A 26,483-nucleotide genomic window follows, 5' to 3' on the forward strand; every position below is an offset into this window, starting at 1 on the left:
GCTAGTAATAGATAAACATGTTCTTTTTCATAAAATTTTATGAAAAAATAATGATAAATCATTCATCCTATACCAACTTATTCATATTTTTTATATAATAGAATAATAGTATATATTTTAAACGAATAGTGAATGTCTATGCAAAGCAGCAAGAAGCATGAAATTATTCGATTCATAAATGGTGGTGTATGTATGGCAAACGAACATGTAATGATAGATATTATAAAAGCATTTAAACGCAATTCAACTGAATCCATTGCCATGGATTTAATTAAGGAAGTGCGAGGGACATTTAGTCCATTACCTAAATATATAGCGGATTTAATTGATGAGCTGAGAAAATTAAATTTAAAAGACGAAGTGATCAGTGTAATCTTGTATCAATCTGTATATGTGGCAGATCATCAATTTAATATTAAAGATACCATTACCAATCGTCAGTTTGTAAAAGATACAATTGAAATGGGCAGAAGATGGGTGCATCAGTACGGCCGAATTGAGACAGTAGAAGAAGCAATCCATATTGCAGAGCAAGTGTCTACAAAAGAGGACTTGCCTCACCATTTGCAAACAGCAACAATTGACGAAAAAATTACGCTTGAGGTGCAGCTTGATCATCAAACGTATGAAATGTTAAAAAACATAGCGGTTTATTATGATCATCATTCCTATGAACAGTCAATGACTGTAGCAATTAATCGTTTATATACGCAGCTGCGTGATGCACAATCAAAAAATAGTTAAATGTCAAATCTCACATGTTCCGTGCACCATGTGAGATTTTTTAAAATGTGAAAGAGGCGCAGATGAAAATGTCTTGCTCCATCATTCACCAAAGGGAGGGAGAACATAGATGAGGGTATATTTATCTCCTCTTCAAAAAAAAGATGCTTCTAAAGTTTTTGCATATTGGTCGGATGAAGAGGTTACTAGATATATGAATATTGAGCCCTTTACGACGCTTTATCAAGCGGAAAGCATGATTGCACTTCTCCAGAGTTTGACGAAAGAAGGCAAAGCAACACGCTATGCTATTCGATTAAAGACTTCCGATGAAATCATTGGAACCTGCGGTCTAAACCGTATTGATTATGTTAAAAAGCAAGCAGAGATTGGGTATGATTTAGGCAGACCTTTTTGGAAAAAAGGCCTCATGACAGAAGCGCTCTGCCTTTTGCTAGAAAAAGCTTTTGAAGAGTTTCATATACAAGAAATTGAAGCAAAAGTTGATCCTAATAATAAAGATTCAATTACTCTTTTAAAAAAATTTTCGTTTCAACTAGAAGAGGCGTATGAGTCAGATGATTGCACTTGTTTATACACCGTCAACAAGGAAAAAGTGAGCGCGATATTGTCAGGACGTTCAAAAGGTAAGAAGTAAATCAAGCATAAGTTCTTTTGAAATAGTAAATATTTTTAGGCCTTAACCGATAACAAAGAAAAGAACGAATTGAAGGAAGGTCATGAATGAATCATCATACACATTTACTAGAAGGGACGTACAATGAGTTACTCGTTACACTCTCTTTCCTTATCGCTATTACTGCGGCGTACGCTTCTTTTGGGTTAGCTAATCGTGTGAAAATTTCCCGGGCAAAATTTATTCAGTTTTGGTTAATCAGCGGGGCATTTACATTGGGAATAGGCATTTGGTCAATGCATTTTATCGCCATGCTTGCTTTTCACTTGCCCGTAGATGTTTCATATAATTTATGGTTTGTTCTTCTCTCAATCTTGGGAGCGATAACGGGATGTTATATAGGCCTCTACCTCATTCACAAACAAAAGAAAAGTATAAAAGCACTTATCATTGCAGGGAGCTTTATGGGAGCTGGAATTGTTTTTATGCACTATTTGGGCATGATGGCTATGGACCCAATTATGATTTCATATGATCCATTTATCGTTTTTCTCTCTATTCTTATTGCTGTTGCTGCTTCTAATACAGCTTTGTGGCTTGGTTTTTATTCAAAGCTAAATGAAGGCAAGCTTACCGTTTTTGCTAAGGTTATTTGTTCTACTATTATGGGCATTGCTATTGCAGGTATGCACTATACGGGCATGCAGGCAGCTTCTTTTTCAGGAATGTCAATGTCTGAACACTCAAACGGTTTTGCCTTAAATCCAATATATTTATCCGTCGTTATTGTTTTTTTTATTGTCTGCCTATTTACGGCTGTGTTTTTAACCATTTTTATGGATCGACGCGTACAAAAACAAGAAGTTTTAAAATGGGCTTTTTTTGAATCCGCCCTGGATGCTATTTTGGTGATCGATGAAAAAAGACATGTTTTATCGCTCAATTATGCAGCGGAAACGCTTTTCTCTCTTAAAGCATCAGATGTAATCGGGAGTAATGTTGTTAAGCTGCTCCCCTTCTATGAATTTTCTTCTCTACAAGATGGACGAACTGAGCACTCCCTTTTGATAAGTAATAGAGAAGTTACGGCTGAGATAACGGTGATGGCGGTAGCGATTGAAGAGACGGTTGAGTATATGCTGTATATCCGCAATATGACGCAAGAGCGCGAAGCGGAAAAAACGTTGATTGAAGCAAAAAATCGCTATGAAAACTTGTTTTACTCCTCTCCATTGGCCATTATGGTCCATCGAGAAGAAGAGGTCGTGTCTGTGAATGATGCTATGATTCAGCTTTTAGGAGTAACGGAAGACCAGCTCGTTGGTAAATCGTTATATGATTTCTTTTCATCTGAACAAGTTCCTGATATTAAAAAAGGATTGAAGGCAGTAAAGGATAGAAAAGATGAGCCAAGATCTCCATTAGCTCAGTTGAAAATGTTTAATGCGTTAGGTAAGGAACTCTTCTTAGAAGTAAAATCTACGCTCATTCAAATTAATGGAGAGACGCTTTTTCAGACAGTAACTAGAGATGTAACGGAACAGAAAAAAGCTCAAGAATCGCTTCAATATATGGCTTTTCACGATATGCTAACAGATTTACCAAATCGAAGTATGTTTTCAAGCATTGTAGAGAAATCCATTGATTCAGCAGCTGATTCAGGAAAAAAGCTTCATTTCTTATTTTTAGATCTCGATCGTTTCAAACAGGTAAATGACACGCTTGGTCATCATGCTGGAGATCAGCTTATGCTTCAGGTTGTTGATCGAATGAAGAGCTGCCTAAGAAACCAAGATGTGCTTTCGCGTTTTGGAGGAGATGAGTTTTTAGTTTTACTGCATGATAGGACGGATGAAGAAGTGGAAAAAATCTGTCAATCATTAAATGACTGCTTATCCACTCCTTTTGTAGTGCTATCGAGAGATGTTTATTTAGGGGTAAGTATCGGAGTTAGTTTGTTTCCTAAAGATGGAAATTCACTTGAAGTGCTCGTTCGCCATGCTGATTTAGCGATGTATGAAGTCAAAAAACAAGGGCGTAATCATTATCTGTTTTATCAAAAAGAAATGCAGGTTCATACTACGCGACGAATGAGAATTGAAGATGGGTTACGCAAGGCTTTTGAGCTGGGCGAAATGGAGCTTCACTATCAGCCGAAAGTCAATATTCAAAGTGGCCATATTGTTGGAGTGGAGGCTTTAATCCGGTGGACTCATGCCGAGATGGGCGTCATTTCTCCCGCAGAATTTATTCCGATTGCTGAAGAAACAGGGGTTATTGTTACACTGACGAAATGGGTATTAAAAAAAGCGTGCCATCAAAATAAGTATTGGCAGCTTCAAGGACTTCCTCCCTTAAAAATGAGTGTGAACATATCAAGCGTGGATTTTGGTACAACTGATTTTGTTGATTATGTGTTAGGTGTCTTGCGTGAAGTAGAGTTAGAACCACGATATTTAGAACTTGAAATTACAGAAAGTGTAACGATGAAGCATGTTGAGCAAACAATCGAAAAGCTACAAATCTTAAAAGATGCAGGAGTATTTATTTCGATTGATGATTTTGGCTCAGGATACTCCTCGTTCAGCTATATTCAGAAGCTACCTATTCATACGCTGAAAATTGACCGGTCTTTTATTAAAGATTTAGATCCTAATACAACGGAAGTATCGATTGTCAGAGCCATTATTACACTAGCCAAAAGTTTGCAGCTATCCGTCGTAGCAGAAGGTGTAGAAGAAGTTGAACAAGTAGAACTTCTTCATAAAGAAAAATGTGATGAAGTGCAGGGATACTATTTTTCCAAACCGATTTCAGCGGAGGAATTTTATGAGAAATTTCATAAAATCGAAGAAAAAATGGAATTTGTTCATTAATGTAAAAAGCCGTTCTTATTTAAAAGAACGGCTTTTTACATTTAAGGTCAGAGCTAACAGTTTATACAATACATAGATTCCAAGGTATGCACCGGTTAATAAAAAAGCTGAATTTAAAAAGATTGCATGGATGCTCGTCATAAAAACAGTATGGTTTTTTAAGATACGATAGATAGAAGCAGCAGCTATATTTCCAAATACTAGCGCTGAAAGAAGGGCTAGCGTATTAAAAACTAGCTCTGCTCCTTTCCATTTGAGTGAGAAAAAGAGCATGATAATAGGAACAATAATACTTCCAGAAACCAGCAGGAAAATCAATGGACCATCTCCAATACGTTAGCTTATTACAGTTACATAAGATAATGTTTTTGCTTATTTTTAGATAGTCTTCCCTTTTTATAATCCGTTAAGCTTTTTTCTTCCATTTTTTACTTATATAAAAAAGTGAAATAATAGATAAAGCCACTAAAATGATTTTGCCTTGCATAGATCCTTGCGTAATATGATAAACGGAATAAACTTCAATAAAAAGCGCTGGAATTTTTCCAAGTGCGCTAGCAGAAATGAATACCGCAAAGGAGCCTTTTCCTACAGCGCTGAAGAATGCAACGAGGCCTGATGGAACAAAGGGCAGTAATCGCAAAGAAAGAATCAATATAAAACTTTCTTTCCCTTGTACGCGCAGCAGCTTTAGCCACTTGGAGTGAGAAGGTGTTTTGGTATGAACAAGTGTACGGAACCCTTTTCGATACAGCCAAAAAGAGAGAGCTGCACCTAAAACTTCTCCAATAAAAGAAAGTAAAAATCCGTTCCAAAAACCAAATAACTTTACGTTTACGAACGTAAGGGGTGCGCTTGGAAATACGCCCGTAATGCTAATAAGAATGTTCAAAAGAATGCTGATAAACCCAGCTGCTTCTAAATGTTCAAGCAGAAATGTTTGAAGATAGTCAGTCATGGTTATACTCCTATTTATGTTTTACCTGTAGGGCTATTTTAGATGATTTTCTACTATTATATAATTTTTGGCATGAAATAAGTAGGTAGGCAGTTTATAAAAAACGAAACAGGGTAACTACTTACTAATGAAAGATGACTCACTGATTTGAAGGGATGGACAACTCATGTTGAAATTTTTGCTTGTTATTGTAGTTATATTATTAATTATTATGATTTTTAAACGCTTTATCCGAAAATAAAAATGCTAACTAAGCAGCTCGTGAGATCTTTCTCACGAGCTCTTTTGCGGAGCTATTCAGTAGCTCAACAATACATTTTTTACCTGTGATGAATATCACTGCAGCTAGAAAAATGAAGGGGTAAGATAGAAATGGGAGGGAGGTATATGGAATTATTATTCTATCTCAGCACTTATTTATCAGGGGGAGCTATCGCATTATGGCTAATTAATGCAGCATTTAATGGATTATTAAAATAATAGAGGGAGAGAAAATGAACGATTCTAAAGGTATATTTAACGATAAAGAAAGAAAGCTTGCTCGCTATTTGGAGACGTACACAACTGAGCAGATTTTAACTGAAGCAGGCATGTCTTCGTCTGCTGCGCTATATGAGTTGAAAAAAATAAGATTACCGCGGGCAGTTGCTAATACGATTGTTTATTACGTACTGGCAACAAATAATCAAAAGCTGGTTATGTACAAACTGCTCATGTTAGCTGGCGTTTGTAAAAAGCTTGGCATTCAAGATGCACAGGCAGCCCTCACTTTTATCAAAAAATATTACGTTTGTCATCAGCATTTACACTAAAAAGTACATTTGTCTGAGGGGGAAAAGAGATGAATATTGTCCCGTTTAAGCAGCGTTCATCTGCAAAAAATGTTCAAGGCAAAGAACAGCCGTTTCAATGTTTCATTGAGGGAGATCGATTTCAGTTAGATTTGTATATGACATATTTATTTCATCGCTGCCATTCTAGCAGGTATAGATATAGCCCTGCTAACAGAAAGGGTAGGATGTAATGATAAGATACGGGTGGTAAGCGGCTTCATTTTTCCTGATGGAATAATGAAGCCGTTTGTTGTGTTAGAAAGAATGATTTACTATGATGTAGTTAATGATAAAAGAAAAAGAAGGGAAGGAACGTAATGGATTTACATAAGTGGGAATATTGGATTTCAAAGCTCGAGCTTCAGCCTCATCCAGAAGGAGGGTTTTATAAACAAACCTATCGCTCCAATGATGAAATTTCTGATAAAGAAGTGTCATCGCAGTTTGATGATAAACGATTTCTATACACGAGTATTTACTTTTTATTAAGATCTCAAGATGTATCGCATTTCCACAGGCTGCAATCAGATGAACTATGGTACTATCATGGAGGAAGCCCTTTAACCATTCATATTATTTACCGCGACGGAACCTATCAAGAAGTAAAACTAGGTACAAACTTAGAAAATGGAGAAGTTCCTCAATTTTTAGTTCCAAGAGATACGATTTTTGGTTCCTCTGTGGCAAATGAGAATACATTTTCTCTCGTTGGATGCATGGTCGCACCAGGTTTTGATTTCCGTGACTTTGAATTATTCACAAAACAGCAGCTGCTTGATGAATTCCCTGAGCATGTTGTGATCATCGACAAATTAGGGTACGATAAATTGCCAAATGATTAAAAAGCATGCATCTCGGTTTGATGCATGCTTTTTTCATTTGAACCAGCCTTTTTCCTTAAAGCGAGTAATGGCTTCAATGCGGTTCTTTACTTCGAGTTTGTCCAGAATGGTAGAAATATAATTGCGCACCGTTCCAGTCTTAATAGATAGTTCGTCAGCAATTTCTTTTGTGTTTTTTCCATCAGCTACTAGAGCTAATACTTCTTTCTCTCTAGCTGTAAGAGGACTAGTAGATTCACTATATAAGTCATCCACTAACTCTGGAGCGTAGAGGCGTCTGCCTGCCATCACGCTTCGAATGGAATTTGCGAGTTCTTCACTCGGACTATCTTTTAGCAAGTATCCGCTTACGCCGGCTTTCAAAGCTCTTTGAAAATAGCCGGAGCGAGCGAACGTTGTCAAAATGATGACTTTGCAGTTTAAATCTTTCAGTTCCTCTGCAGCTTCAAGCCCAGTTTTAAGAGGCATCTCGATATCCATTACGCATATATCTGGCTGGTGCTGCTTAGCAAGTGATACCGCTTGTTCCCCATTTGAAGCTTTTCCGACAACTTCCATGTCATCTTCTAAATTTAACAAAGAGCCTAAAGCCCCTAACATCATTTGCTGATCTTCGGCAATAACAATTCGAATCATAATTGTTCCTCCTTAATATGTTTAACGATGTTTGGAACTGTAATATGAATAATCGTCCCACCTTGACTGGAGATATCAAGATGGCCGTTTACAAACTCCAGCCGTTCTTTCATTCCTAAAAGACCGTTTCCTTTCCAGCAGGTTTTCTTCGTATTAATACCAACTCCATTGTCTTCTACCCTTATGCCTACTTCTTTTGCAGACTGATGTAAAGTAATTGTGCAAACGGTGGCTTGACTATGTTTGACCACATTGGTTACGGCTTCTTTTAAGCACATGCTAAGAATATTTTCAATTAGCAACGACACATTCTCTAATGAAATGGCCTCTTCTCCTACAAACTTAATTTCGGCAGCTTCTAAAAGCTCTTGAACGCGTTTTAGTTCTTCACTAAGGCGGATTCCACGCATTTGAGAAACCATGTTTCTCACTTCATTAAGAGCCGTGCGCGCTGTTTGCTGGACATCTTTTAATTCTGATTTTGCTTTTTCAGGATCTTTTGTAATAAGTTTTCTTGCTAAATCACTTTTTAGACCGATAAGAGACAGCTTTTGTCCTAACGTATCGTGCAGATCGCGAGCTATCCGCTGGCGTTCTTCCTGTTTTACAAGCTCAGAAATACGTTTGTTTGCATCTTCAAGCTGTTCTTCCAGCCGGTCTCGCTTCTTTCGATTATAAATGCTGAATGGCAGTACAATCACACTGATGGAAATTACAAAAATGAAAGGCAGCTGTTTTAAAAAGATCTCTTCTTGCATCACAACGTTAAAGTTTACCGAAATAACGGTGCTAATTAAATGAACAGCATACAAAGTGAAGAAAGCGAGTCGTTTTTGGATATTTCCAATAAAATAAGCGATAAAAAAAGCAAAGTAAAAGGCAAAGTAAATATAATTAAAAATAGTTGTCAGGGCTAAGGAAATAACGATTAACAAAGCTGTCCATACGTAAACGGACTTGCCTGTTGAAACAAACGCAAAACGATAGAAAATAAAAAATAAGATGGTGAGTAACGAACCAACAATAATGTGATTCATGGATGAAGATTGTAAAATAAAATAAAATGGTAGAATGACAAATACCGTCCATATGTACGGAGATAGCCCAGTGATTTTTTGGAAAAACGTATATTTTTTCATAAAGAACCTCGTTTACTTGTTAAAATACACTATTAGTTTACCACAAAGTAGAACGAAATAAGTTTAGAGAGATAGATAAAACAGTCAAGCTTCTGAAAGCTTGACTGTTTTGTTTTATTAAAGTTCTGCTTTTGTTTGAGATGAAATTCTGCTTGCTTTTGGTGCAGCTGAGCGTGTTTTTATTTCTTTAAAGCTCACAAACATTTTGTTTTCTTCATCCCATAGACGGAACCGAAGAGAGCGAAGACTTGTTGCGAGTGTAATGGTTGGTACATTTTGAAGAGGCTGTGTGTGTTGATGAACAGCTTCAAGCTTATAGTTGGGCACTCTTGGGCTTAAATGATGTACATGGTGAAACCCAATATTGCCTGTTAGCCATTGCAATAGTTTTGGAAGCTTGTAAAATGAACTTCCTTCAACGGCTGCTTTTACATAATCCCAGTGCTCATCTTCTTCAAAATAGGAATCTTCAAACTGATGCTGTACATAAAACAGCCAAATTCCAATGGAACCTGAAATGAAGAAAATCGGTCCTTGAATTAATAAAAATGCCTGCCAACCTACCAACCAGCAGGTCGCTGCTGCTAATGCAACGATCAATACATTTGTAAGATACGTATTCATTCTTTCTTGTTTCTTCGCATTTTTTTGATTGAATCGGTTTGTAATCAAAAATACATATATAGGTCCCACGCCGAACATAATGAACGGGTTACGATAGATACGGTAAGCAATTTTTTTCCAAATAGAAGCTTCTTTATATTCTGTTACGGTTAAGACCCAAATGTCACCCGTACCTCTTTTATCTAAGTTGCTGCTTGTTGCATGGTGAATTGCATGGCTATGTCCCCATTGACTGTAAGGGAACATCGTTAAGACACCGGTAATGGTTCCGAGAATTTTATTGTGTTGTCTACTTTTAAAGAAAGAGTAGTGACAACAGTCATGAAAAATAATGAATATTCTTACTAAAAATCCTGCTGCGATAACAGTTAGCGGAAATGCTAAAAAATAAGAAATTGAAAGGCTCTCATAAGCGAGAAACCACAGTGTGAAAAAAGGTAAAAAAGTATTAATCAATTGTCTTATGCTGTCTTTCATTACTGCTTTTTCAAAAGGTGCAACTTGTTTTCGTAAATTCTTTTGTTTTTGTATAGTCATATGAAATTCCTTTCATCACCGTATATTACCCTCAGTATAAAGAGATTTTTCTGACTATTTAAGACATACGTGTCATATAGAAACTATGACAGTTGTCATATATACGTAGGGGGAAGCTGTAAAAAATGAAAAAAAGCGGTATTTAACAGTCTGCGGTTCTGATAAAATTATACAGTGAAGGCTTAGTGCTACGGAGTATTTAAGAAGAAAAAAGGAGTTTGAAATGAATAAAAGAAATAGATGGGTATATCTTCTTCTAGCTTTTGTGATCATGGGAGCAGGCCTTTTATCAAGAAAACTTACCGCGTATCTTCCTCACATCGTAAATATATATGCGGGAGATTCGTTATGGGCCTTAATGATTTTTGTCAGCGCGGGTTTTTTGTTTCCTGCATGGAAGACAAAAATGATTGGTATGTTTGCTATAGTGTTTTGTTACTTTATTGAATTTACACAGCTGTATCACGCTCCGTGGATTGATGACATAAGAAAGACTGCGCTAGGAGAGCTCATTCTGGGGTATGGCTTCTTATGGAGCGATATACTGGCTTATTCGATTGGAGTCGGAGTAGGAATGAGCTGGGAATATTATAGATATCAATTTAAAAGATCCGTCTAGCAAATACGGTTCAACGAATCTTAGAACTCAGCTGAGGATGGAATAAGCCGTAAGGTTATGAAGCAGGATGTATATACATAAAAATAAACTTATGCATAAAAATTTTTTACTTAAAACCAATTGTTTATTCGTTGAACGAGAGGAAGAGAGGGGATTATTTGAACTTAATAGCCTGGATGATTATTGCATGTGAAATCGCTTTTTGGATAGTCATCGTTTTAGGATTAGCAACAAGGTATATGTTTAAAAAACAAAAGCTCAGTTTTTTTATTTTAGCTCTAACACCTGTTGTTGATTTTTTTCTTCTGATTGTGACGAGCGTAGACCTTTACGGAGGTGCTACAGCGACGTATGCTCACGCTATTGCAGCCGTGTATATTGGAATTTCGATCGCTTTTGGAAAAAGTATGATTCAATGGGCAGACGAACGCTTTCAATATTATGTGATGAAAAACGGAGAAAAACCTCGTAGACGCTATGGAAAAGAATATGCAAAGCATTATTTTAAGTCATGGATACAGCATCTTGTTGCTTACGCCATTGGAGCAACTCTTTTAGCGGCGATGATGTATATAGTACCAAATGGAAAAACCAACGTGCTGCAAAATGTAGTGGAATTTTGGACAGTTATTGTAGGAATTGATTTCTTATTATCTCTTTCTAATTTCGTTTGGCCTAAAAAAGAAAAAGAGTCCGGTTATACCAACTCATAAAAAGGCATCGTCATGTGTGAAAAATCAGCGAAAAAACCTCCCCGCAAGGAGGTTTTTTGTTTTACCATCCAGGGTATAGGTATATGAATGATGCTTGTCTGAGGTAGTTCAGTTTAGTTGCTTAAGCGGCTAAACTGCTTTTTGTGCAAATATATGTACATTTTATGTAGCATGCATGATAAGAATTCTGTGTATTCCATATACTACCTCATATGAAAGATAGACAAGTGATACAATACAGTTTGTTTTTAGGAGAGCTTTTATGAAAAAACGCCGGTTGGACTTTATTTTTTTATTTATTATTTTACTTTCAATTTATGCTTTCTTTTTTACCTCTATTGATGTTCATTGGAAGTATGCCTTAGTTGGATTATATGGTGTCATCATTTTCATTTGTATGTATTCACTTATGCTTGAAAATCGAACGCCTGAAAGTACGTTGGTTTGGATGTATGTCCTCTTTTTCTTTCCTGTTGCAGGCTTTTTCTTTTATTTGTATTCAGGACAGCTCTATTTAAAGGGGCATATGTTCAAAAAAAAGCGTATGCATAACCGAGAGATGCTTAGAAAGATGGCAGACAAAGAAACGACGCCTGATCTATCGCCGCTTCAATCTCATCAGCGTTACTTTGCTCAGTATCTTCAATGTGTATCTTTGACGAAGATGAATGTTCATACAAAAACCTACGTCCTTAAGAACGGGCAAGAAACGTTTAATGAAATCAAAAAGCATTTGCAATCAGCAAAACAGTTTATTCATATGGAATATTATATGTTTCACTCGGATTCTCTAGGAAAAGAAATCATTGATATTCTAATAAAAAAAGCAAGCGAAGGTATAGAAGTGCGCTTTACATTCGACACAATGGGAAGTTTTACACTATCGGGTTCAGATATTAAACGAATGAAAAAAGCGAATATTAAAGTGCATCCTTTCTTACCTATTAAGTATGGATTTTTCAACCAAAAATTTAACTTTCGAAACCACCGTAAAATAGTCGTAATTGACGGGGAAGTAGGTTTTGTAGGGGGATTGAATGTTGGGGATGAGTATCTAGGAAAAAACAAAAAAATTGGTTTTTGGAGAGATACTCATCTGATGCTAAAAGGAGAATCTGTTCAAACCTTGCATTCGATCTTTATGTTCGATTGGGAATACGTTTCTGGAGAATGCTTAATTAACAATGAAGCATATACAAAGCCTCATCCTGTCGAAGGAGAAGGCTTTGTGCAAGTGGTGGCGACGGGGCCGGATACGCAGGAAAATATGAGTGATTATTACTATACTATGATTACAAGCGCGACGAAATCAATCTGGATTTCAACCCCTTATTTTGTTCCAAATGAAGCCATAAGAACCGCCCTTCGTATTGCAGCTAGAAAAGGCGTAGAGGTACGAATTATGGTACCAGAAATTAATGACGGCTTTCTGACTCAATATGGAACGAGGTCATATTTTGCTGAACTTCTTCGATGTGGAATTGAAGTATATTCGTATAAAAAAGGGTTTTTGCATCAAAAAATTGTGATTATAGACGGAGATATGGCTTCGGTCGGTACTGCAAATATGGATATGAGAAGTTTTCATCTGAACTTTGAAGTTAATGCATTTTTAATTGAAGGAGAGACAATTCAAACGCTCATCAAAAATTACGAAGAAGATATTGAAGACAGTCATTTGATCAAACCAGTAGCATTTTACAAGCGAAGCTTAGTAGAACGTTCGAAAGAGTCATTTGCACGCTTATTTTCAGGTGTTTTATAAAATAAAGTTTGTTTTCAAAAAGCAGGAGGAAACGTATGGGTGAATCTCCATTTGTTAAAAAAGATACGTTTGGTCGAAAGTTACATCGCTTAAAAGAACGTACTAAGCCATTTGTCGTGCGTTTTTCACGGTTTGGTCATGTGGCTCAAGGTGTGGTCTATTTTATCATCGGTATATTAGCGATTCAGACGGCTTTCGGATTAAAAGGCGATTTAGTTACTTCTCAAGGAGCCCTACACACAATTGCAAAGCAGCCGTTTGGCTTTTTAATTTTAATTGTTTTAGCAGTAGGTTTAAGTGGATATGCGTTTTGGCAAATCATTTCTGCTATTTTTGATCCTCACCACGTCGGGCATGGGGTAAAAGGCGTTTTTACTCGTTTAGGCTATTTAGTTGTAGCCACGTTTTATATTAGCCTTTGTGTGAGTTCGGTAAAAATTTTGCTTCATGCTCACGTTCATACGTCAGGTAAGCATTATCAAACGGTATCAGCCAAGCTGTTATCTTATCCCTTTGGGCAAACCATCATTGCGCTTACAGGTATCGGCGTTATTATCTTTGGGATTGGACAAGTATATTGGGCTCTTTCAGGACGATTCCTAAAAAAACTAAAGAAAAACGAAATGTCAAAAGAAGAGTGGCGATGGAGCGGACATATTGGAAAAGCAGGTATTATTGCTCGAAGTATCGTCTTTGGCATTATTGGTTTCTTTCTTATTCGCACGGCTCTTCAAGCGGATCCAGACGAAACGAAAGGGTTAGATGGAGCCCTTGCTGAAGTAGCACAGCGTCCTTTTGGGTCTGTACTGCTGGCTATCGTATCAATCGGACTTATGGCATACGGAGTATATATGTTTGCAGAATCAAGGTATAAACGAATCGATCCTTAATAAAATTAAAAAGATGAAAAAGCTACTTTTTAGCTTTCTGCTCATATCCTATAGCAGATAGATAATGAACAGGAGGAGAGGCAGATGCCATCGGTAGTAGGAGCCGTAAATATCTCGAATGTATTGGTTTCATCTTCAGTGGAGTTTGGTGATTGTCTGGCTATTAAGCCAAAAAGTACAGCTTTTACAACAGTCGGTTCTGGCAGCGGGAACACGGGGAATTTTATGAATATTACAAGCAGTTCCAGTACCGCTAATACAATTGATATGGATATTAAGGATCAAAATCTAGTGGGAAATGCATAAGAAACGAAAGCTTATCGTCATCGGACGGTAAGCTTTTTTATTTGAATTTTACGTATACCCAGACGTTTCTTTACCACAATGTACCTCTAGGATTCTATCTTATAGGAGTAGTAAACTAGACAGGTGATGTCAAAAAGTGGGGAGGCGAAATTATAAAATGAAGAAAATATGTATGAGCCTGATCGTTCTCTGTCTTTTCAGCGGAGGATTGGCCCCGATGAGTAAAGGAGCCGCTGCTTCTTCAGTGGGCACTGTCAAAGGTGACAACGTAAACGTATATCGTTCTCCTTCCTTGCATTCTTCTGTTATGCAGACAGTGAAAAAAGGAGAAGAATTTCCTGTCATTTCATCTGAAGCTGGAGATGCAGCTCAGGTTACTACTCATACGGTAGTGCCGGGAAATACACTATGGCTACTAGCTAAGCAATACGGTGTAACAGTCAGTGATCTAATAAAACAAAATCAGCTAAAAAAGACGGAGCTGATTCCAGGGCAAACGCTGAAAATACCGCCAAAAGGCTTGTTACATAAAGTAGTATCAGGAGATACGCTTTGGAAAGTCTCCGTAAAGTACGGTGTAAAAGCGAATGAATTAACAAAGTTAAATCAGCTATCCTCAACAAATATTAAGCCCGGACAAATGCTTATTATTCCTGATTACTATGTACAAGTACAGCTTTTGGAAGGGAAAAAGGGCTGGATCAAAAAATCTGATTTAGCGCAAAAGAAGCATCAGCCTGTAGTTATGGGTTGGAGCTTTAATGAAAAAACAGCAGGCTACACAGAATCGATGAAACAAAAGAATTTAGACGTTGTTTCACCTCGTTGGTTTACGCTAACGTCGAATGACAAAGTTGTTTCATCTTCTATAAATGAATCATATGTTCAAACGGCTCATAAAAACGGCAAAAAAGTCTGGCCGCTTATTGGTAACAATTTTGATGATGTACTTACAAGTGATGTGCTGAGCAACAAAGCAAAGCGGCAAAAGCTTGTATCGTCAGTAGAAAGTTCGCTAGTAAAAACAAACAGCGATGGGATCAATGTTGACTTTGAAAATATTAATATTAAAAACAAACAAGATTTTGTTTTATTTATTAAAGAATTAAAAGCAGCGTTAAAACCTCATGGTATGACTATTTCAGTAGACGTAACAAGAGAAAATAATGATCCTTTTTGGTCGGGAAGCTTTGATAGGAAACAGATTGGTCAAGTGGCAGACTATGTCATTATGATGGGATATGAAGAACACTGGGGAGGAAGTCAAGTTCCAGGATCTGTTGCTTCACTGCCTTGGGTGAAAGAAGGTACACAACTTCTTATGAAAGATGTACCTGCACACAAAATCCTGCTGGGAGTTCCTTTTTATACGCGAGAATGGAAAACGGACCTATCGACCAAAAAAGTTGTCACAAAAGACTTAACGATGAAAGAAGCAGAAGCTGTTATCTCTTCTAAAAAGTTAACTAAAAAATGGGATAGCCAATCCTCACAGTACTATGTAGAATACACGGAAAATGGTACGAAGCATCAAATATGGCTCGAAGACAAAGCATCTATGCAGCGCCGGGTTAATTTGATTAAGGACTATCATTTAGGCGGAGCGGCAGCTTGGTATATTGGTTCAGAAACATCAGATATATGGGAGTTATACAACTTTTAAATAAAAAACACACCTCTTGCTTGATTTAGCGAGGTGTGTTTTTTTATTTGAATCATAATGAAACGCATACATCTATTTACAAACGAGATAAATTTTACAATATTTGTTTTTCTTGAGTTAATTTATAACTATATTCCAAAATGAGCCTATTTAACCTTTTTTTAGTTGAAAACGCTTAATGACTTTACGATAAAGATAATTTATAGTAAATTCAGTTTCTATACAATGAATTTACTAAATGAACAATTAAGTGATTTAATTATTAACTAAGTGAAAGGAATGAATGTTATGGGAAATGTATTAGTAATAGGATTTCCAGGTGAAGGGCATGTGAATCCTTCTTTAGGAATTGTAAAAGAATTGATGGCTCAAGGGGAAAAGGTCGTCTATTACGGTATTGAAGACTATGCTGAAAAAATTCGAAAATCAGGCGCGGAATTTCGTGAATATGAAGATTTTCGTCCAAGTCTTGATATGAGCAATCGAATGACCCAAGAAGAGTCTTATGATCGCTATGAAGTAATGAATTTGTTTTTAAATGAATCTGAGAATATTATTACTAAAATCATGAGTGAAACAAAGCACGAAACATATGATTATGTACTTTACGATTATCACCTTTTAGCAGGTTCCGCTGTGGCCGACCTTCTTCAGCTTCCGAAGGTTTCTCTTTGTACGACATTTGCGTTAGATAAGGAGTTAGCAACTTGTATGATGCCAAGTGGTCAAACAGAACCTGACCAATCTTCCTTTTATCCTCAATTCGAAAAATCATTAAATAAGTTCAACAACCAATATAATACTGAGTTAAAAGATTCCATTGACATTATGTCGAATCCAGGGGATATTACGCTAGTATTTACGTCAGAATTCTTTCAGCCAAACGTAGCTGAATTTACGAGTGAGTACAAGTTTATTGGTCCTTCAATTGTTAAACGACTAGATATTGAAGATCCTTCTTACTTACAAAATGAAAATGAAAAAATTATTTTTGTTTCTATGGGAACTATTTTTAATCAGCAGCTAGAAATCTATAACTTATGTGTAGAAGCATTAAAAGATTTTAAGGGTAAAGTTATTTTATCTATTGGTAAAAATACAGAACCTGAAGAATTAGCACACATTCCAGAAAACTTCGTTGTGAAACAATATGTGCCTCAGCTGGAAATTTTAAAACGCGCGGATTTATTTATTACTCACGGCGGAATGAACAGCAGCAGTGAAGGTTTATACTACGATACGCCGCTTGTCGTTATTCCAATGGCAGTGGATCAATTTATGGTTGGCGATCGCGTGCAGAAGTTAGGAGCAGGTGTAAAATTAGATAAAAATAATGTATCTGCTGAGCTAATCAAAAATACAGTTAACGACGTTTTAACTACTCACACATATAAACAGCACGCACAACAAATTGGAGAATCACTTCGCTCAGCGGGAGGATACAAGCAAGGCGTGAAAGAAATCTTCAATGTGGTGCCTGTTAAAGCGTAATAGATGTAAGGCAGCTAGATAACTAACAGAGAGGAGTAAATAATTATGAAGACTATAAAAAAAGCAGTTATACCAGCAGCAGGGTTGGGCACTCGTTTTTTACCCGTTACAAAATCTATCCCAAAAGAAATGCTTCCAATTGTAAATAAACCCGTAATTCAATTTATTGTAGAAGAAGCCTTAAAATCAGGAATCGAAGATATTTTAATTGTGACAGGAAACGGGAAACAAGCAATTGAAAATCATTTTGATCACAATATTCAACTAGAACACTTGCTTCATCAAAAAGGAAAAACTGAACTATTAGAAGAAATGGAGCAAATCTCTGAACTAGCGAACATTCATTACGTGCGTCAAAAAGAAATGAAGGGGCTTGGCCACGCGATTAACTGCGCTCGACAGTTTATTGGAAACGAACCGTTTGCAGTTTTACTTGGAGATGACTTAACAGATCCATACCAGCCTTGTTTAAAACAGCTGATTGACCAGTATAACCAAACGGAATCGTCGGTTATCGGCGTACAGCGCGTCGAGGAAGAATCCGTTCACCGCTACGGGATTATAGATCCAAAAGCAAATAAAAACCGATTATACGAAGTGAATGGTTTTGTAGAAAAACCATCAGTCGAAGAAGCTCCGTCTAATTTAGGAATTATTGGACGCTATGTATTTACACCTGACATTTTTGATTATCTTGAAACACAGGAAGCTGGAAAAGGCGGGGAAATTCAGCTAACGGATGCTATTCAGCGTATGAATATAGACCGTTCTATTTATGCTTACGAATTCGAGGGTGAACGTTATGATGCAGGGGAAAAATTAGATTTTATTTTTACGACTCTTGCTTTTGCATTAAAAGATGAAGAATTAAAAGTACCTCTTTTGACCAAATTCAAAGAACTTATCAGCAAAGAAGAACAAAAAGAAAAAATTGCTGTACAAATTGGAAAATAACCTTCATTTACACACCTTTCTTCTACTTTTTCTTGAAGAAAGGTGCATTTTTTTGCGGAAATTGAACGTTTGACAGCTGGATAGAAAGGGTTGAAATGAGTTTATGTCGAAAACAGAAAATTCGTTTGTATCAGGCATAAAGATTGTATTTACAGACCGGGATTTTCGAACGATTTTTATTTCATTATTTATTATTGGATTATCTGTTGGCGGCTTTATGCCTTATTTAACGGTTTGGGCAACAAATACATTGCATGCCACTTCTTTTCAAGCAGGATTTTTATTTGTGCCAATGAGCATTATTGGTCTAATCGTATCGTTTTATTTAGCTTCGTTATCAGACAAATGGGGGAAACGAAAGCCATTTATTATTTGGGCGTTACTGATTGGAACCATTTCAAGAGTGCCGTTAGCGTTTACGCATTCTTATACAATAGCACTCATTTTACTTGCTATAGGAGGGTTTAATGCGTTTTCTTTTTTCTTTGCCCTGCTGAATGATTTTATTGTTAAAAAGCAAGAAAGCAAATCGCAGGCAGGTACGATTACTGGTACCGTGCGAATGGCTTTTTCACAAGGCTATATTTTTGGACCTATGCTTGGCGCTTTAATTATTGACCACGGAGGGTATACTCTTTTATTTTTATTATCAGGGTTGTTATCGCTAGCAACTTTAGGGTGGGTTCTTTTTGCACTTAAAGAAGACAGTATGCCCCAAACTTCAGCTCATGCATCTTCAAAAGCGCCAGCCGGTATACCTTCTGTGTTAATAGCTGTATTCGTAGCAGCTCTTTTCATTTTTGCGGGTGATTCCGGGCGTTCTATGTATTTGCCGCTCTACATAACGGATACGTTAAAACAATCCGTTTCGATTGTAGGGATTCTCTTTACCGTTACATCTGTTTTTGAGCTAGTATTTATGCCGTTAGGGGGCTATTTTTCTGATAAGATCGGAGTTAAACGATTCTTTGTTATTGGAATTGCTTTCCAAGTGCTTTATTTTGTTTTAACGGGCCTTCATTTACCACTGAGTGGGTTAATTGCGCTTCAAGTATTTTATGCCTTTATTCTGTCCGCTACGATGGGAGTGGGAATGGTATATGCTCAGTCACTGGCTCCGCGCCAAATTGGACTAGCCACGACGGCGTATATGACCGCTATACAAACTTCAGCAGTTGTCAGCAGCTTAGCTATGGGGTCACTAGTTAGCGTGATTCCTTTGCCTTCTACTTTTTACATTTTAGCTGTTTTTGCAGTTGTTTCAGGTGTGATGTTTCTATTTATGAAGCAAAAACCAGCTGAGGAAATGAGTTGAGAAGTTAAGAAGAGAGTGAGACATACGTTCACCACAACAAAAAAACGAACCATTGATCAATGGTTCGTTTTTTTACTTTTTCTAAAATACTTTTGCCCCAGCTTCTTTTTTTATGATGCTGTTTCTTGAATTTGTTCGCTGCGATTTTTATTTAAAATTTTGCGGTAGCGGTAATTAACAAAAGCGGCAGCCGCCATACCTACTACTGAAAGCATCGCATCAAAAATAAAGATGATTGAAATATGTCCCGTTTTAGACATGAGCCCTGTTGCTAAAGGCAATAAAATTGCAGCTAATCCAGCAGCGGTCGCTACAATTCCCGTAACCGTTCCTTTTTTGTTCCAGAAAAGCTCGGTCATAACGGTAATCGCTAATTGAAAGACCCCAGCCGTAGAAAATCCCATGAAAAAAGCAGCTGCAATTGCAATAGCAGGTACTTTAACAAACAGAAGCGTAAGTACGGCTATAAGGGTAATCATCGGGTAAACGAGAATAACCGTTACAGGACGAAGCACTTTGCTTAACAATACAGCTAATACTAAAACAGAGATTAACGCTCCGATGCTGTAGTAGCTTAAAAGGCGGACCGAGGTGCTTTCGGCCATACCTAATACTTGTTGACCATAAGTAGGGAGCCAAATTTGAGCCACCGTAAAAAGCGCTGTAGAAGTAAATCCAATCACAATAAGAGCAATTCCTTCTTGTTTCATTTTAGGAGCAGAGATAAATTTATTCTCTGCTGTATTTTGCTGTTGTACTGTACTCTGTTCGCGTTTATGATTGGGAAAAGGCAGTTTGAACATAAAGATCATATTTAGTAAATAAATAAGAGCAGGAAGAAAAAAAGCATACCCATAAAATAAATCACGATCTGCAAAAAAAGCAATCATAAACGGAAGAAGCGCTGCTCCTGCTGAAATAAATGCTTTTACAAGAACACTGGCTGAACCTGAAGATTTAGGAAAGACCTCAATCAAAGCAGGATACGTTCCAGCATCCATAGCAGAGTTTGCAATACCAGCAATAATGGCAAAGATAAAGGCTGTTTGATAATTTGGCGATAATGGAATGCCGATTAAAAAAATAGCCATCGTCAGAGATGAAACAATAATCAAAGGCTTTCGTCCGAATTTATCAGACAAGATGCCTGATAGAGAATACGAAAGCAATTTTCCAATTCCAATAGCAGAAATAATATAGCTGATTCCAGCGCCGTCGGTATTTAATTGTTTTGTCAAAAATGACATATTTGATGCAAGCATGATATTTACCATGCCAAGTAGAAAGTAGTTAATATACATACCTGAAGCTGACAGCATGTACTTATTTTTCATCGTTTACACATCCTTACGTAAAAAAGCTTATATGAAAGGGATAAAAGTAACACCCGTTCCTCCTTTTTTCTTCGTTATTTATAAACCTACTTCCATGATAAGTTTACGAAGACATTACCTTTACCTTTTATCATTATATTTATTTAGTCCTTTTTAGTATGTGACTAAATGCGTGCACCTAGTGCTTCAAATCAATATGAAATCTATTCTAACATGTTTTTAGCGCTTTAAACCAAAAAAGTGATATTTTATAAAAAAATCCTGTCTTCTTTCGCGGCTTCACAAAAGAAACCCCACAAAAAATGTTTGTTTTAAAGCCAGGATGCACAAGAAGTGCCTCCCAATAGTGGTTATTAAAAAGGAGAAAAGGGTATTTATAAATTAAGGAAAAAGAAACAAAAGAAGAAAGGTGGAAACAATGAAACACAAAGTATTTTTTGATGCGCAATGTCCTTTATGTTATAACGTAAAAAAAATAATTAAAGCGCTGGACTGGACGAACCAAATTCAGTGGATTCCAGTTCAATACATTGAACGAACGGAGTATAGTTACTTAAAAGAAGAGGGAAGAGACTTATATGATCAAATTCATATGGTGACCAAAAAAGGAGAAGTTCTAGCAGGATTTGAAACGGTCAGACGTCTTTTAGCTGTTTTGCCTCTTACATTTCCAATAGGTGTGCTTTTGCATTTACCATTAATGAACAAAGCGTTTAGTCCGCTATACAAATGGGTCTCCACAAACCGATACGACTGGTTTGGACGCTACGATTCTCCGCGAACCACATAAACAAACAAAAGGGACAAGCTTTGAAAAAGCTTGTCCCTTTTGTTTTGAAGACATTATACTTTATACATACTTTAATTTTAAAAAAACGTTAATTTAGTGTGATTTAGACGCGTGAATTTTAGAAAAACAGCTATAGCTGAAAGGGAGAACTTATATGATAACAAAATGGACAGCTGAACGAATGCCTGATGTAACGGGAAAAACAGCCCTTATAACGGGAGGAAACAGCGGCATTGGATTTGAAGCAGCAAGGGCTCTAGCAGCTCGAGGAGCAGAAATCATTCTTGCTGTGCGTAATGAGGAAAAAGGGAAAGAAGCTGAGAAAAGAATTAAAGCGGATAACGGAAATGCTAAAGTGACTATTATGTCATTAGATCTCAGTGACTTGAGCTCTATTCGGCATTTTGCCAATCAATTTCTTCAACAATACCCGTCTTTGGATCTTCTTATTAATAATGCAGGTGTGATGGTTCCGCCTCACAGCAAAACGAAAGACGGATTTGAACTGCAGTTTGGCTGTAATCATTTAGGGCATTTTGCGCTTACGGGTTTGCTGCTTCCTTTACTAATGGCAACTCCACATTCAAGAGTCGTAACGGTAAGCAGTATAGCTGCTAATTCTGGAGAGATCTATTTTGATAATCTAGACGGGGAAAAAGGCTACAGTCCAATGAAGTTCTATAGACAAAGTAAACTTGCCAACCTATTGTTTGCTAAAGAACTGCAAAACCGCTTAGAAGCAGCTGGATCGACGACAATTAGTGCTGCGGTACATCCGGGTATTTCAAATACTAACCTATTATCACGAGGTTCAGGTAAAGAGCCAAACGGCTTGCTGAAATTTTTAGTCAAGCTATTTAGTCAATCTGCAGAAATGGGCGCGCTGCCTACTCTTTATGCAGCCACTGAATCAATAGAAGGCGGTACATATATCGGGCCGGATGGAAAAGATGCTAAAAAAGGATATCCTGTAAAAGATAGGATGGGAGATGTTTTATTTAAACCGGACGTAGCGGAAAAACTATGGAGCGTATCCGAGAAATTGACAGGTGTTATGTATTCGTTCCGTGCGTAAGGTAAAAAAGAGGTTGAGACATAACGAGATAAATCCAATTGAAAGGCGAACAAATGGGATACATAGCTGAACCGCTCGTGAAACCGCCGTTGATTTCCGTGCGAGACTTCTCTTTCCCTCGAATCAACTGCTAGAAAGACTTACACACATTAAACCTACGTTTACCATAACCAACAAAACGAACCACGAATCAAACATCTTGATTAATGGTTCGTTTTTTATTTCGTCTAAAATACTTTTGTCCTAGCCTCTTTTTTGTTGCCCAAAAGCTATAGGTCAGCGGGTTAAATAAAAAAAAGAATGTTGGATAGCATAATGATAAGTAAATGTAAAATGAGGATGCTCTCTTTTCAAAGAAGTAGACGTACTCAACAAAGTTGAAGAAGCGGAGGGAAGTAACAGTGCCTGACAAACCTAGTATTACCTCAAGCGAAATTGGGACGCTGTGGATGACATATCAGCAGAAAACGTTAATTATTTGCTTGTTAGATTATATGATTGAACATGCGGATGATGAAGATGCTAAAACAATTATGACGGACTTGCGTGAGCAGCTTATTATATACATACGAAAAATAAAAACAATATTTGAAAAAGAGGGAGCGGTAGTGCCAACAGGGCTTTCATCACAAGACGTAAACGTACAGGCTCCAAAACTATTTACTAATGGATTTGATATTATGTTTCTTCGTGTCATCAAAGAAATTAGTATGGGGATGTATACATTAAGTTTAGGCAAGGCCTACAGAGAAGATGTGGTGAAATTTTATCAAGATTTAACAAAAATTACGCAAGAGTGCTACGATTCCTGTACGCAGTACTTATTGAAAAAAGGAATTTTATCACGTCCACCCTATATTCCGATGCCAACCACCGTTGAGTTTGTTTCGGATAGAAAATATCTGAGCGGCTTAAATGTATTTGCGGACAAAAGAGTATTAAATACGATGGAGCTAGCGCAAATTTATCATGGAGTCGAAACAAACATTGTCGGGATGAAGTTAATGAAGGCTTTTTCTCAAACGGCGAAAGATGCCGAAGTGAAAAAGCATTTTTTGAAAGGAAAAGAGCTCAGTAAAAAAATTATTACGCGACTTGAAGAAATAATTATACAAGACGATATTTCACCTTCTGTTGCCTCAACAGGAAGCATAACGACTTCTGAAACGCCTGCTTTTTCGGATCGTTTGATGCTGACATGCGATATTTTACTAAGTAACTTCAGTATCGGAAGTCAGGCGTTTGGAGCAGCATTTAGTTTTCGAAGAGATATTGTCGCTAAAATGATGCTGATAGGAGAAGATGCGTTTCAATATGCAAGCGAAGCAACGGAAATTATGATCAAAAAAGGCTGGCTTGAAGTTCCGCCAAGTATTGATTAGCTAAAAGGAAAGCCTCTTTCATGCATTGTAAATGGAAGTTTATATATCTTTACACACCTTTAACCTTTTATTCAAGTTGATTTAACAGACTGCGTGTACAGTTAAGTTATGTCAATAATAAACAGTAAAGGGTGTAAACAATGAAAAAACGTGCAATTGGAGCGGCAGTATTATCAGCGGTAACTGTAGCAGCGCTGGCATTTGGAACAAATTCACCAACAGATGCTAAAGCAGCTAAAGGCGTAAATAACCAAAAAGCTAAAAATGTTATCCTTTTTGTTGGAGACGGTATGGGTACCGATCATCGTGATGCGATCCGACTGGCCGCCGTAGGTGCAAATGGAAAGTTAGCAATGGATGATATGCCGGCAGTAGGAAGAGTCCATACATCTTCAGGAAATTCATTTGTTACGGATTCCGCTGCAGCTGCTACAGCCATGGCTTCAGGAGTTAAAAGCTATAATGGCGCTATTGGCGTAAATATGAAAGGAAAGCCAGTTCAAACGGTTTTAGAAAAAGCAAAATTAGCTGGGAAAACGACGGGGCTTGTGACAACAAGTCAAGTAACAGACGCAACTCCGGCTGCTTTTGGCGCACATGTTAAAGATCGAAGTGCTCAAAGTGACATCGCGAAGCAGTATCTTGAAAATAGTAAAGTAGATGTGATTCTAGGTGGCGGAGAAGATTATTGGTACCCAAAAGGAAATGAAGGTGCACACTCAGATGCCCCGCCAGAAGATAAAACTGAAGGAAGCAAAGGAACGCAAGGGAACTTAGTAAACAAAGCACAAAAACTTGGGTATACGTACGTTAATAACGAAAATGAATTAAAATATGCTAAAGGAACAAAACTGCTTGGTCTGTTTGCTAATGAAGAAATGTTTCAACAAGCTCCTGAAGGCCAAGGTGATGTGTACAATCCTCAAGTATCTCTAAAAGACATGACAAAAAAAGCAATCAATACGCTATCACAAAATAAAAAAGGGTTCTTTCTTGTAGTAGAAGAGGAAGCCATTGATGAAATGGCTCATAATAATAATGCTGAACTCATGATTAAAGCAGGTAAGCAGCTTGATGATACGGTGAAGATGGCTAAAGCTTATGCTAAAACACACCCAGACACTCTCGTATTAGTAACAGCTGACCATGCAACCGGAGGTTTAGCACTTGAAAAAGTAGACAATAAAGATAACGGTGAAAATGAAGCATCAAAAGAAGACGGACCATTTGCAATCGCTCATTCAAAAGAGCAGTTCGTTGCGGATTGGACAACTGAAGAGCATACGTCATCAGACGTTCCTTTAAATGCAATGGGTGCCGGCTCAGAAAGATTTACCGGAGTATATGAAAATACGTATTTACATGATGCTCTTCTAAAAGCAATGAATTTAAAATAAGTGAGATAAAAACACGGTGTTGATTTAATACACTTAGTATGTAAATCAACACCGTGTTTTTGCTTTGTTTGAGCAAGTTATGATGGAATTTCTTCAAAGGTATGCTACGATAAGAATTATCTTGAATTGAAGAGGTGTCACGATGAAAATAGAAGTTTGGTCAGATTTTGTCTGTCCTTTTTGTTATATTGGAAAGCGCCGATTAGAGCAAGCGCTTCAGCAATTTGCACACAAAGATGATGTGCAGGTTGAATTTAAAAGCTTCGAGCTAGATCCAAACGCCCCAGTTAATACTGGCAAAACGATTAATGAAGCTCTTGCTGCTAAATATGGAATGACGATTGAACAAGCGAAGCAAGCAAATGAAGGAATCGGACAGCAGGCAGCTAGTGTGGGCTTATCCTTTAATTTTGACGATATGAAGCCAACTAATACATTTGATGCTCACCGCTTAGCTAAATTTGCAAAGGCTCAAGGAAAAGAAGCAGCCATTACAGAAAAACTCTTATATGCATACTTTACTGAATCAAAACATCTAGGTGAAGAAGAGACGCTGGTTGCTGTTGCAGAAGATGCAGGTCTTGACCGAGAAGAAGCACGTCAAATTCTCGCAGATAAAAACGCATACGCAAATGAAGTCCGCAGTGATGAAGCAACGGCTCAGCAATATGGTATTAGCGGTGTTCCATATTTTGTTGTTAATCAAAAATATGCGATTTCAGGTGCACAGCCAGTCGAAAAATTTGTAGGAGCTCTCCAACAAGTATGGGAAGAAGAAAATCCGACTCCCGCTTTGAAGAGTCTTTCTCCAGAAGGCGCAGATGATGCCTTTTGTGCAGATGGTCAATGTGCCGTTCCTGATTCCTCTAAAAACCAACAATAAACAAAAAGCAGAGGTGGAAATTTCGCTTCTGCTTTTTGTTTATTTGTAAAAAAAATTTACAAAAACACAAACATGTGTTCTATTTTTATGTTATAATAAGT

Annotated in this window: 26 protein-coding genes; 20 read left to right on the forward strand and 6 right to left on the reverse strand. The window is 37.3% G+C overall.

Annotated features, from left to right (window positions below; all coding sequences use genetic code 11):
• Nucleotides 1-192 precede the first annotated feature (192 nt).
• The 3 genes from AC1D0Y_RS09925 to AC1D0Y_RS09935 all read left to right on the forward strand — a co-directional run bounded on the left by AC1D0Y_RS09925 (nucleotide 193) and on the right by AC1D0Y_RS09935 (nucleotide 4,236).
• Nucleotides 193-744, forward strand: coding sequence for a hypothetical protein (locus AC1D0Y_RS09925; protein WP_013056190.1), 552 nt, complete (start codon nucleotides 193-195; stop codon nucleotides 742-744).
• 109 nt (nucleotides 745-853) lie between these two features.
• The gene (locus tag AC1D0Y_RS09930; protein WP_028408023.1) at nucleotides 854-1,381 is read left to right on the forward strand and encodes a GNAT family N-acetyltransferase; all 528 of its coding nucleotides are present in this window, start codon (nucleotides 854-856) and stop codon (nucleotides 1,379-1,381) included.
• Between the two features lie 86 nt (nucleotides 1,382-1,467).
• Entirely contained in the window at nucleotides 1,468-4,236 is a 2,769-nt protein-coding gene (locus AC1D0Y_RS09935; protein ID WP_477707539.1) for a bifunctional diguanylate cyclase/phosphodiesterase, read from the forward strand.
• Nucleotides 4,237-4,251: 15 nt separating this feature from the next.
• Here AC1D0Y_RS09935 and AC1D0Y_RS09940 read toward each other — a convergent pair whose 3' ends face one another.
• Both AC1D0Y_RS09940 and AC1D0Y_RS09945 read right to left on the reverse strand, forming a co-directional pair.
• Nucleotides 4,252-4,554 carry a hypothetical protein gene (locus AC1D0Y_RS09940; protein ID WP_060746032.1) on the reverse strand — a complete coding sequence of 101 codons (303 nt, stop codon included), beginning with the start codon at nucleotides 4,552-4,554 and terminating at the stop codon, nucleotides 4,252-4,254.
• Nucleotides 4,555-4,642: 88 nt separating this feature from the next.
• Nucleotides 4,643-5,194, reverse strand: coding sequence for a TVP38/TMEM64 family protein (locus tag AC1D0Y_RS09945; RefSeq protein WP_060746031.1), 552 nt, complete (start codon nucleotides 5,192-5,194; stop codon nucleotides 4,643-4,645).
• A 494-nt stretch (nucleotides 5,195-5,688) separates the two neighbouring features.
• On the opposite strand from AC1D0Y_RS09945, the gene AC1D0Y_RS09950 reads away from it, so the two are divergent.
• From AC1D0Y_RS09950 to AC1D0Y_RS09960, 3 genes are all read left to right on the forward strand, one after another.
• On the forward strand, nucleotides 5,689-6,006 hold the full coding sequence (locus tag AC1D0Y_RS09950; RefSeq protein WP_013056195.1) for a hypothetical protein: 318 nt from the start codon (nucleotides 5,689-5,691) through the stop codon (nucleotides 6,004-6,006).
• 29 nt (nucleotides 6,007-6,035) lie between these two features.
• The gene (locus AC1D0Y_RS09955; protein WP_060746030.1) at nucleotides 6,036-6,218 is read left to right on the forward strand and encodes a hypothetical protein; all 183 of its coding nucleotides are present in this window, start codon (nucleotides 6,036-6,038) and stop codon (nucleotides 6,216-6,218) included.
• 126 nt (nucleotides 6,219-6,344) lie between these two features.
• Nucleotides 6,345-6,869 carry a cupin domain-containing protein gene (locus tag AC1D0Y_RS09960; RefSeq protein ID WP_013056196.1) on the forward strand — a complete coding sequence of 175 codons (525 nt, stop codon included), beginning with the start codon at nucleotides 6,345-6,347 and terminating at the stop codon, nucleotides 6,867-6,869.
• A gap of 33 nt (nucleotides 6,870-6,902) precedes the next feature.
• Here the strand turns inward: AC1D0Y_RS09960 and AC1D0Y_RS09965 are convergent, their stop codons facing one another.
• The 3 genes from AC1D0Y_RS09965 to desA form a co-directional block, all read right to left on the reverse strand.
• On the reverse strand, nucleotides 6,903-7,505 hold the full coding sequence (locus tag AC1D0Y_RS09965) for a response regulator transcription factor (RefSeq protein WP_013056197.1): 603 nt from the start codon (nucleotides 7,503-7,505) through the stop codon (nucleotides 6,903-6,905).
• Nucleotides 7,502-8,644: a sensor histidine kinase gene (locus tag AC1D0Y_RS09970; protein WP_028408034.1), complete on the reverse strand. Its 1,143-nt coding sequence runs from the start codon at nucleotides 8,642-8,644 to the stop codon at nucleotides 7,502-7,504. The genes AC1D0Y_RS09965 and AC1D0Y_RS09970 overlap by 4 nt, the downstream gene beginning before the upstream one ends.
• Before the next feature lie 117 nt (nucleotides 8,645-8,761).
• Nucleotides 8,762-9,805 (reverse strand): Delta(5) desaturase DesA, encoded by a 1,044-nt coding sequence (gene desA / locus AC1D0Y_RS09975; RefSeq protein WP_013082402.1) that lies wholly within the window; start codon nucleotides 9,803-9,805, stop codon nucleotides 8,762-8,764.
• 223 nt (nucleotides 9,806-10,028) lie between these two features.
• Between desA and AC1D0Y_RS09980 the strand changes: the two genes are divergently transcribed.
• From AC1D0Y_RS09980 to AC1D0Y_RS10020, 9 genes are all read left to right on the forward strand, one after another.
• A complete protein-coding gene (locus tag AC1D0Y_RS09980; protein WP_217599235.1) occupies nucleotides 10,029-10,424 on the forward strand; it encodes a ribosomal maturation YjgA family protein in 396 nt (131 codons plus the stop codon).
• A gap of 158 nt (nucleotides 10,425-10,582) precedes the next feature.
• Nucleotides 10,583-11,137 carry a hypothetical protein gene (locus tag AC1D0Y_RS09985; RefSeq protein WP_098332317.1) on the forward strand — a complete coding sequence of 185 codons (555 nt, stop codon included), beginning with the start codon at nucleotides 10,583-10,585 and terminating at the stop codon, nucleotides 11,135-11,137.
• Nucleotides 11,138-11,399: 262 nt separating this feature from the next.
• Nucleotides 11,400-12,902 carry a cardiolipin synthase gene (gene cls / locus AC1D0Y_RS09990; RefSeq protein WP_060746028.1) on the forward strand — a complete coding sequence of 501 codons (1,503 nt, stop codon included), beginning with the start codon at nucleotides 11,400-11,402 and terminating at the stop codon, nucleotides 12,900-12,902.
• A gap of 35 nt (nucleotides 12,903-12,937) precedes the next feature.
• Complete coding sequence (locus AC1D0Y_RS09995) at nucleotides 12,938-13,792, forward strand: DUF1206 domain-containing protein (protein ID WP_014460878.1); 855 nt, start codon at nucleotides 12,938-12,940, stop codon at nucleotides 13,790-13,792.
• 84 nt (nucleotides 13,793-13,876) lie between these two features.
• On the forward strand, nucleotides 13,877-14,098 hold the full coding sequence (locus tag AC1D0Y_RS10000) for a spore germination protein (protein ID WP_028408039.1): 222 nt from the start codon (nucleotides 13,877-13,879) through the stop codon (nucleotides 14,096-14,098).
• Between the two features lie 217 nt (nucleotides 14,099-14,315).
• A complete protein-coding gene (locus AC1D0Y_RS10005; RefSeq protein ID WP_060746027.1) occupies nucleotides 14,316-15,761 on the forward strand; it encodes a glycosyl hydrolase family 18 protein in 1,446 nt (481 codons plus the stop codon).
• Nucleotides 15,762-16,049: 288 nt separating this feature from the next.
• Nucleotides 16,050-17,252 (forward strand): macrolide family glycosyltransferase, encoded by a 1,203-nt coding sequence (locus AC1D0Y_RS10010; protein ID WP_028408041.1) that lies wholly within the window; start codon nucleotides 16,050-16,052, stop codon nucleotides 17,250-17,252.
• 45 nt (nucleotides 17,253-17,297) lie between these two features.
• A complete protein-coding gene (gene galU, locus AC1D0Y_RS10015; protein ID WP_060746026.1) occupies nucleotides 17,298-18,206 on the forward strand; it encodes a UTP--glucose-1-phosphate uridylyltransferase GalU in 909 nt (302 codons plus the stop codon).
• Nucleotides 18,207-18,309: 103 nt separating this feature from the next.
• Nucleotides 18,310-19,521, forward strand: a complete 1,212-nt coding sequence (locus AC1D0Y_RS10020) for an MFS transporter (protein WP_477707540.1) — start codon at nucleotides 18,310-18,312, stop codon at nucleotides 19,519-19,521.
• A 110-nt stretch (nucleotides 19,522-19,631) separates the two neighbouring features.
• On the opposite strand, the gene AC1D0Y_RS10025 is transcribed toward AC1D0Y_RS10020, so the two are convergent.
• On the reverse strand, nucleotides 19,632-20,855 hold the full coding sequence (locus tag AC1D0Y_RS10025; protein WP_060746744.1) for an MFS transporter: 1,224 nt from the start codon (nucleotides 20,853-20,855) through the stop codon (nucleotides 19,632-19,634).
• Between the two features lie 418 nt (nucleotides 20,856-21,273).
• Between AC1D0Y_RS10025 and AC1D0Y_RS10030 the strand changes: the two genes are divergently transcribed.
• The 5 genes from AC1D0Y_RS10030 to AC1D0Y_RS10050 all read left to right on the forward strand — a co-directional run bounded on the left by AC1D0Y_RS10030 (nucleotide 21,274) and on the right by AC1D0Y_RS10050 (nucleotide 26,382).
• Nucleotides 21,274-21,645, forward strand: a complete 372-nt coding sequence (locus AC1D0Y_RS10030; protein WP_028408045.1) for a thiol-disulfide oxidoreductase DCC family protein — start codon at nucleotides 21,274-21,276, stop codon at nucleotides 21,643-21,645.
• A gap of 154 nt (nucleotides 21,646-21,799) precedes the next feature.
• The gene (locus tag AC1D0Y_RS10035; protein WP_060746745.1) at nucleotides 21,800-22,720 is read left to right on the forward strand and encodes an oxidoreductase; all 921 of its coding nucleotides are present in this window, start codon (nucleotides 21,800-21,802) and stop codon (nucleotides 22,718-22,720) included.
• A gap of 401 nt (nucleotides 22,721-23,121) precedes the next feature.
• Nucleotides 23,122-24,102, forward strand: a complete 981-nt coding sequence (locus AC1D0Y_RS10040; RefSeq protein WP_060746746.1) for a DUF3231 family protein — start codon at nucleotides 23,122-23,124, stop codon at nucleotides 24,100-24,102.
• A 140-nt stretch (nucleotides 24,103-24,242) separates the two neighbouring features.
• Nucleotides 24,243-25,499, forward strand: a complete 1,257-nt coding sequence (locus AC1D0Y_RS10045; RefSeq protein ID WP_060746747.1) for an alkaline phosphatase — start codon at nucleotides 24,243-24,245, stop codon at nucleotides 25,497-25,499.
• 142 nt (nucleotides 25,500-25,641) lie between these two features.
• Nucleotides 25,642-26,382, forward strand: a complete 741-nt coding sequence (locus AC1D0Y_RS10050) for a DsbA family oxidoreductase (RefSeq protein WP_060746748.1) — start codon at nucleotides 25,642-25,644, stop codon at nucleotides 26,380-26,382.
• Nucleotides 26,383-26,483: the final 101 nt, after the last annotated feature.

The organism is Priestia sp. P1_B12_1, assembly GCF_056406695.1.

Bases quoted from the DNA above. Each gene is read 5' to 3' on its own strand.
- AC1D0Y_RS09925 (WP_013056190.1), top strand. From the start codon at position 193: ATGGCAAACGAACATGTAATGATAGATATTATAAAAGCATTTAAACGC.
- AC1D0Y_RS09930 (WP_028408023.1), top strand. From the start codon at position 854: ATGAGGGTATATTTATCTCCTCTTCAAAAAAAAGATGCTTCTAAAGTT.
- AC1D0Y_RS09935 (WP_477707539.1), top strand. From the start codon at position 1,468: ATGAATCATCATACACATTTACTAGAAGGGACGTACAATGAGTTACTC.
- AC1D0Y_RS09945 (WP_060746031.1), bottom strand. From the start codon at position 5,194: ATGACTGACTATCTTCAAACATTTCTGCTTGAACATTTAGAAGCAGCT.
- AC1D0Y_RS09950 (WP_013056195.1), top strand. From the start codon at position 5,689: ATGAACGATTCTAAAGGTATATTTAACGATAAAGAAAGAAAGCTTGCT.
- AC1D0Y_RS09955 (WP_060746030.1), top strand. From the start codon at position 6,036: ATGAATATTGTCCCGTTTAAGCAGCGTTCATCTGCAAAAAATGTTCAA.
- AC1D0Y_RS09960 (WP_013056196.1), top strand. From the start codon at position 6,345: ATGGATTTACATAAGTGGGAATATTGGATTTCAAAGCTCGAGCTTCAG.
- AC1D0Y_RS09965 (WP_013056197.1), bottom strand. From the start codon at position 7,505: ATGATTCGAATTGTTATTGCCGAAGATCAGCAAATGATGTTAGGGGCT.
- AC1D0Y_RS09970 (WP_028408034.1), bottom strand. From the start codon at position 8,644: ATGAAAAAATATACGTTTTTCCAAAAAATCACTGGGCTATCTCCGTAC.
- desA (WP_013082402.1), bottom strand. From the start codon at position 9,805: ATGACTATACAAAAACAAAAGAATTTACGAAAACAAGTTGCACCTTTT.
- AC1D0Y_RS09980 (WP_217599235.1), top strand. From the start codon at position 10,029: ATGAATAAAAGAAATAGATGGGTATATCTTCTTCTAGCTTTTGTGATC.
- cls (WP_060746028.1), top strand. From the start codon at position 11,400: ATGAAAAAACGCCGGTTGGACTTTATTTTTTTATTTATTATTTTACTT.
- AC1D0Y_RS09995 (WP_014460878.1), top strand. From the start codon at position 12,938: ATGGGTGAATCTCCATTTGTTAAAAAAGATACGTTTGGTCGAAAGTTA.
- AC1D0Y_RS10000 (WP_028408039.1), top strand. From the start codon at position 13,877: ATGCCATCGGTAGTAGGAGCCGTAAATATCTCGAATGTATTGGTTTCA.
- AC1D0Y_RS10005 (WP_060746027.1), top strand. From the start codon at position 14,316: ATGAGTAAAGGAGCCGCTGCTTCTTCAGTGGGCACTGTCAAAGGTGAC.
- AC1D0Y_RS10010 (WP_028408041.1), top strand. From the start codon at position 16,050: ATGGGAAATGTATTAGTAATAGGATTTCCAGGTGAAGGGCATGTGAAT.
- galU (WP_060746026.1), top strand. From the start codon at position 17,298: ATGAAGACTATAAAAAAAGCAGTTATACCAGCAGCAGGGTTGGGCACT.
- AC1D0Y_RS10020 (WP_477707540.1), top strand. From the start codon at position 18,310: ATGTCGAAAACAGAAAATTCGTTTGTATCAGGCATAAAGATTGTATTT.
- AC1D0Y_RS10025 (WP_060746744.1), bottom strand. From the start codon at position 20,855: ATGAAAAATAAGTACATGCTGTCAGCTTCAGGTATGTATATTAACTAC.
- AC1D0Y_RS10030 (WP_028408045.1), top strand. From the start codon at position 21,274: ATGAAACACAAAGTATTTTTTGATGCGCAATGTCCTTTATGTTATAAC.
- AC1D0Y_RS10035 (WP_060746745.1), top strand. From the start codon at position 21,800: ATGATAACAAAATGGACAGCTGAACGAATGCCTGATGTAACGGGAAAA.
- AC1D0Y_RS10045 (WP_060746747.1), top strand. From the start codon at position 24,243: ATGAAAAAACGTGCAATTGGAGCGGCAGTATTATCAGCGGTAACTGTA.
- AC1D0Y_RS10050 (WP_060746748.1), top strand. From the start codon at position 25,642: ATGAAAATAGAAGTTTGGTCAGATTTTGTCTGTCCTTTTTGTTATATT.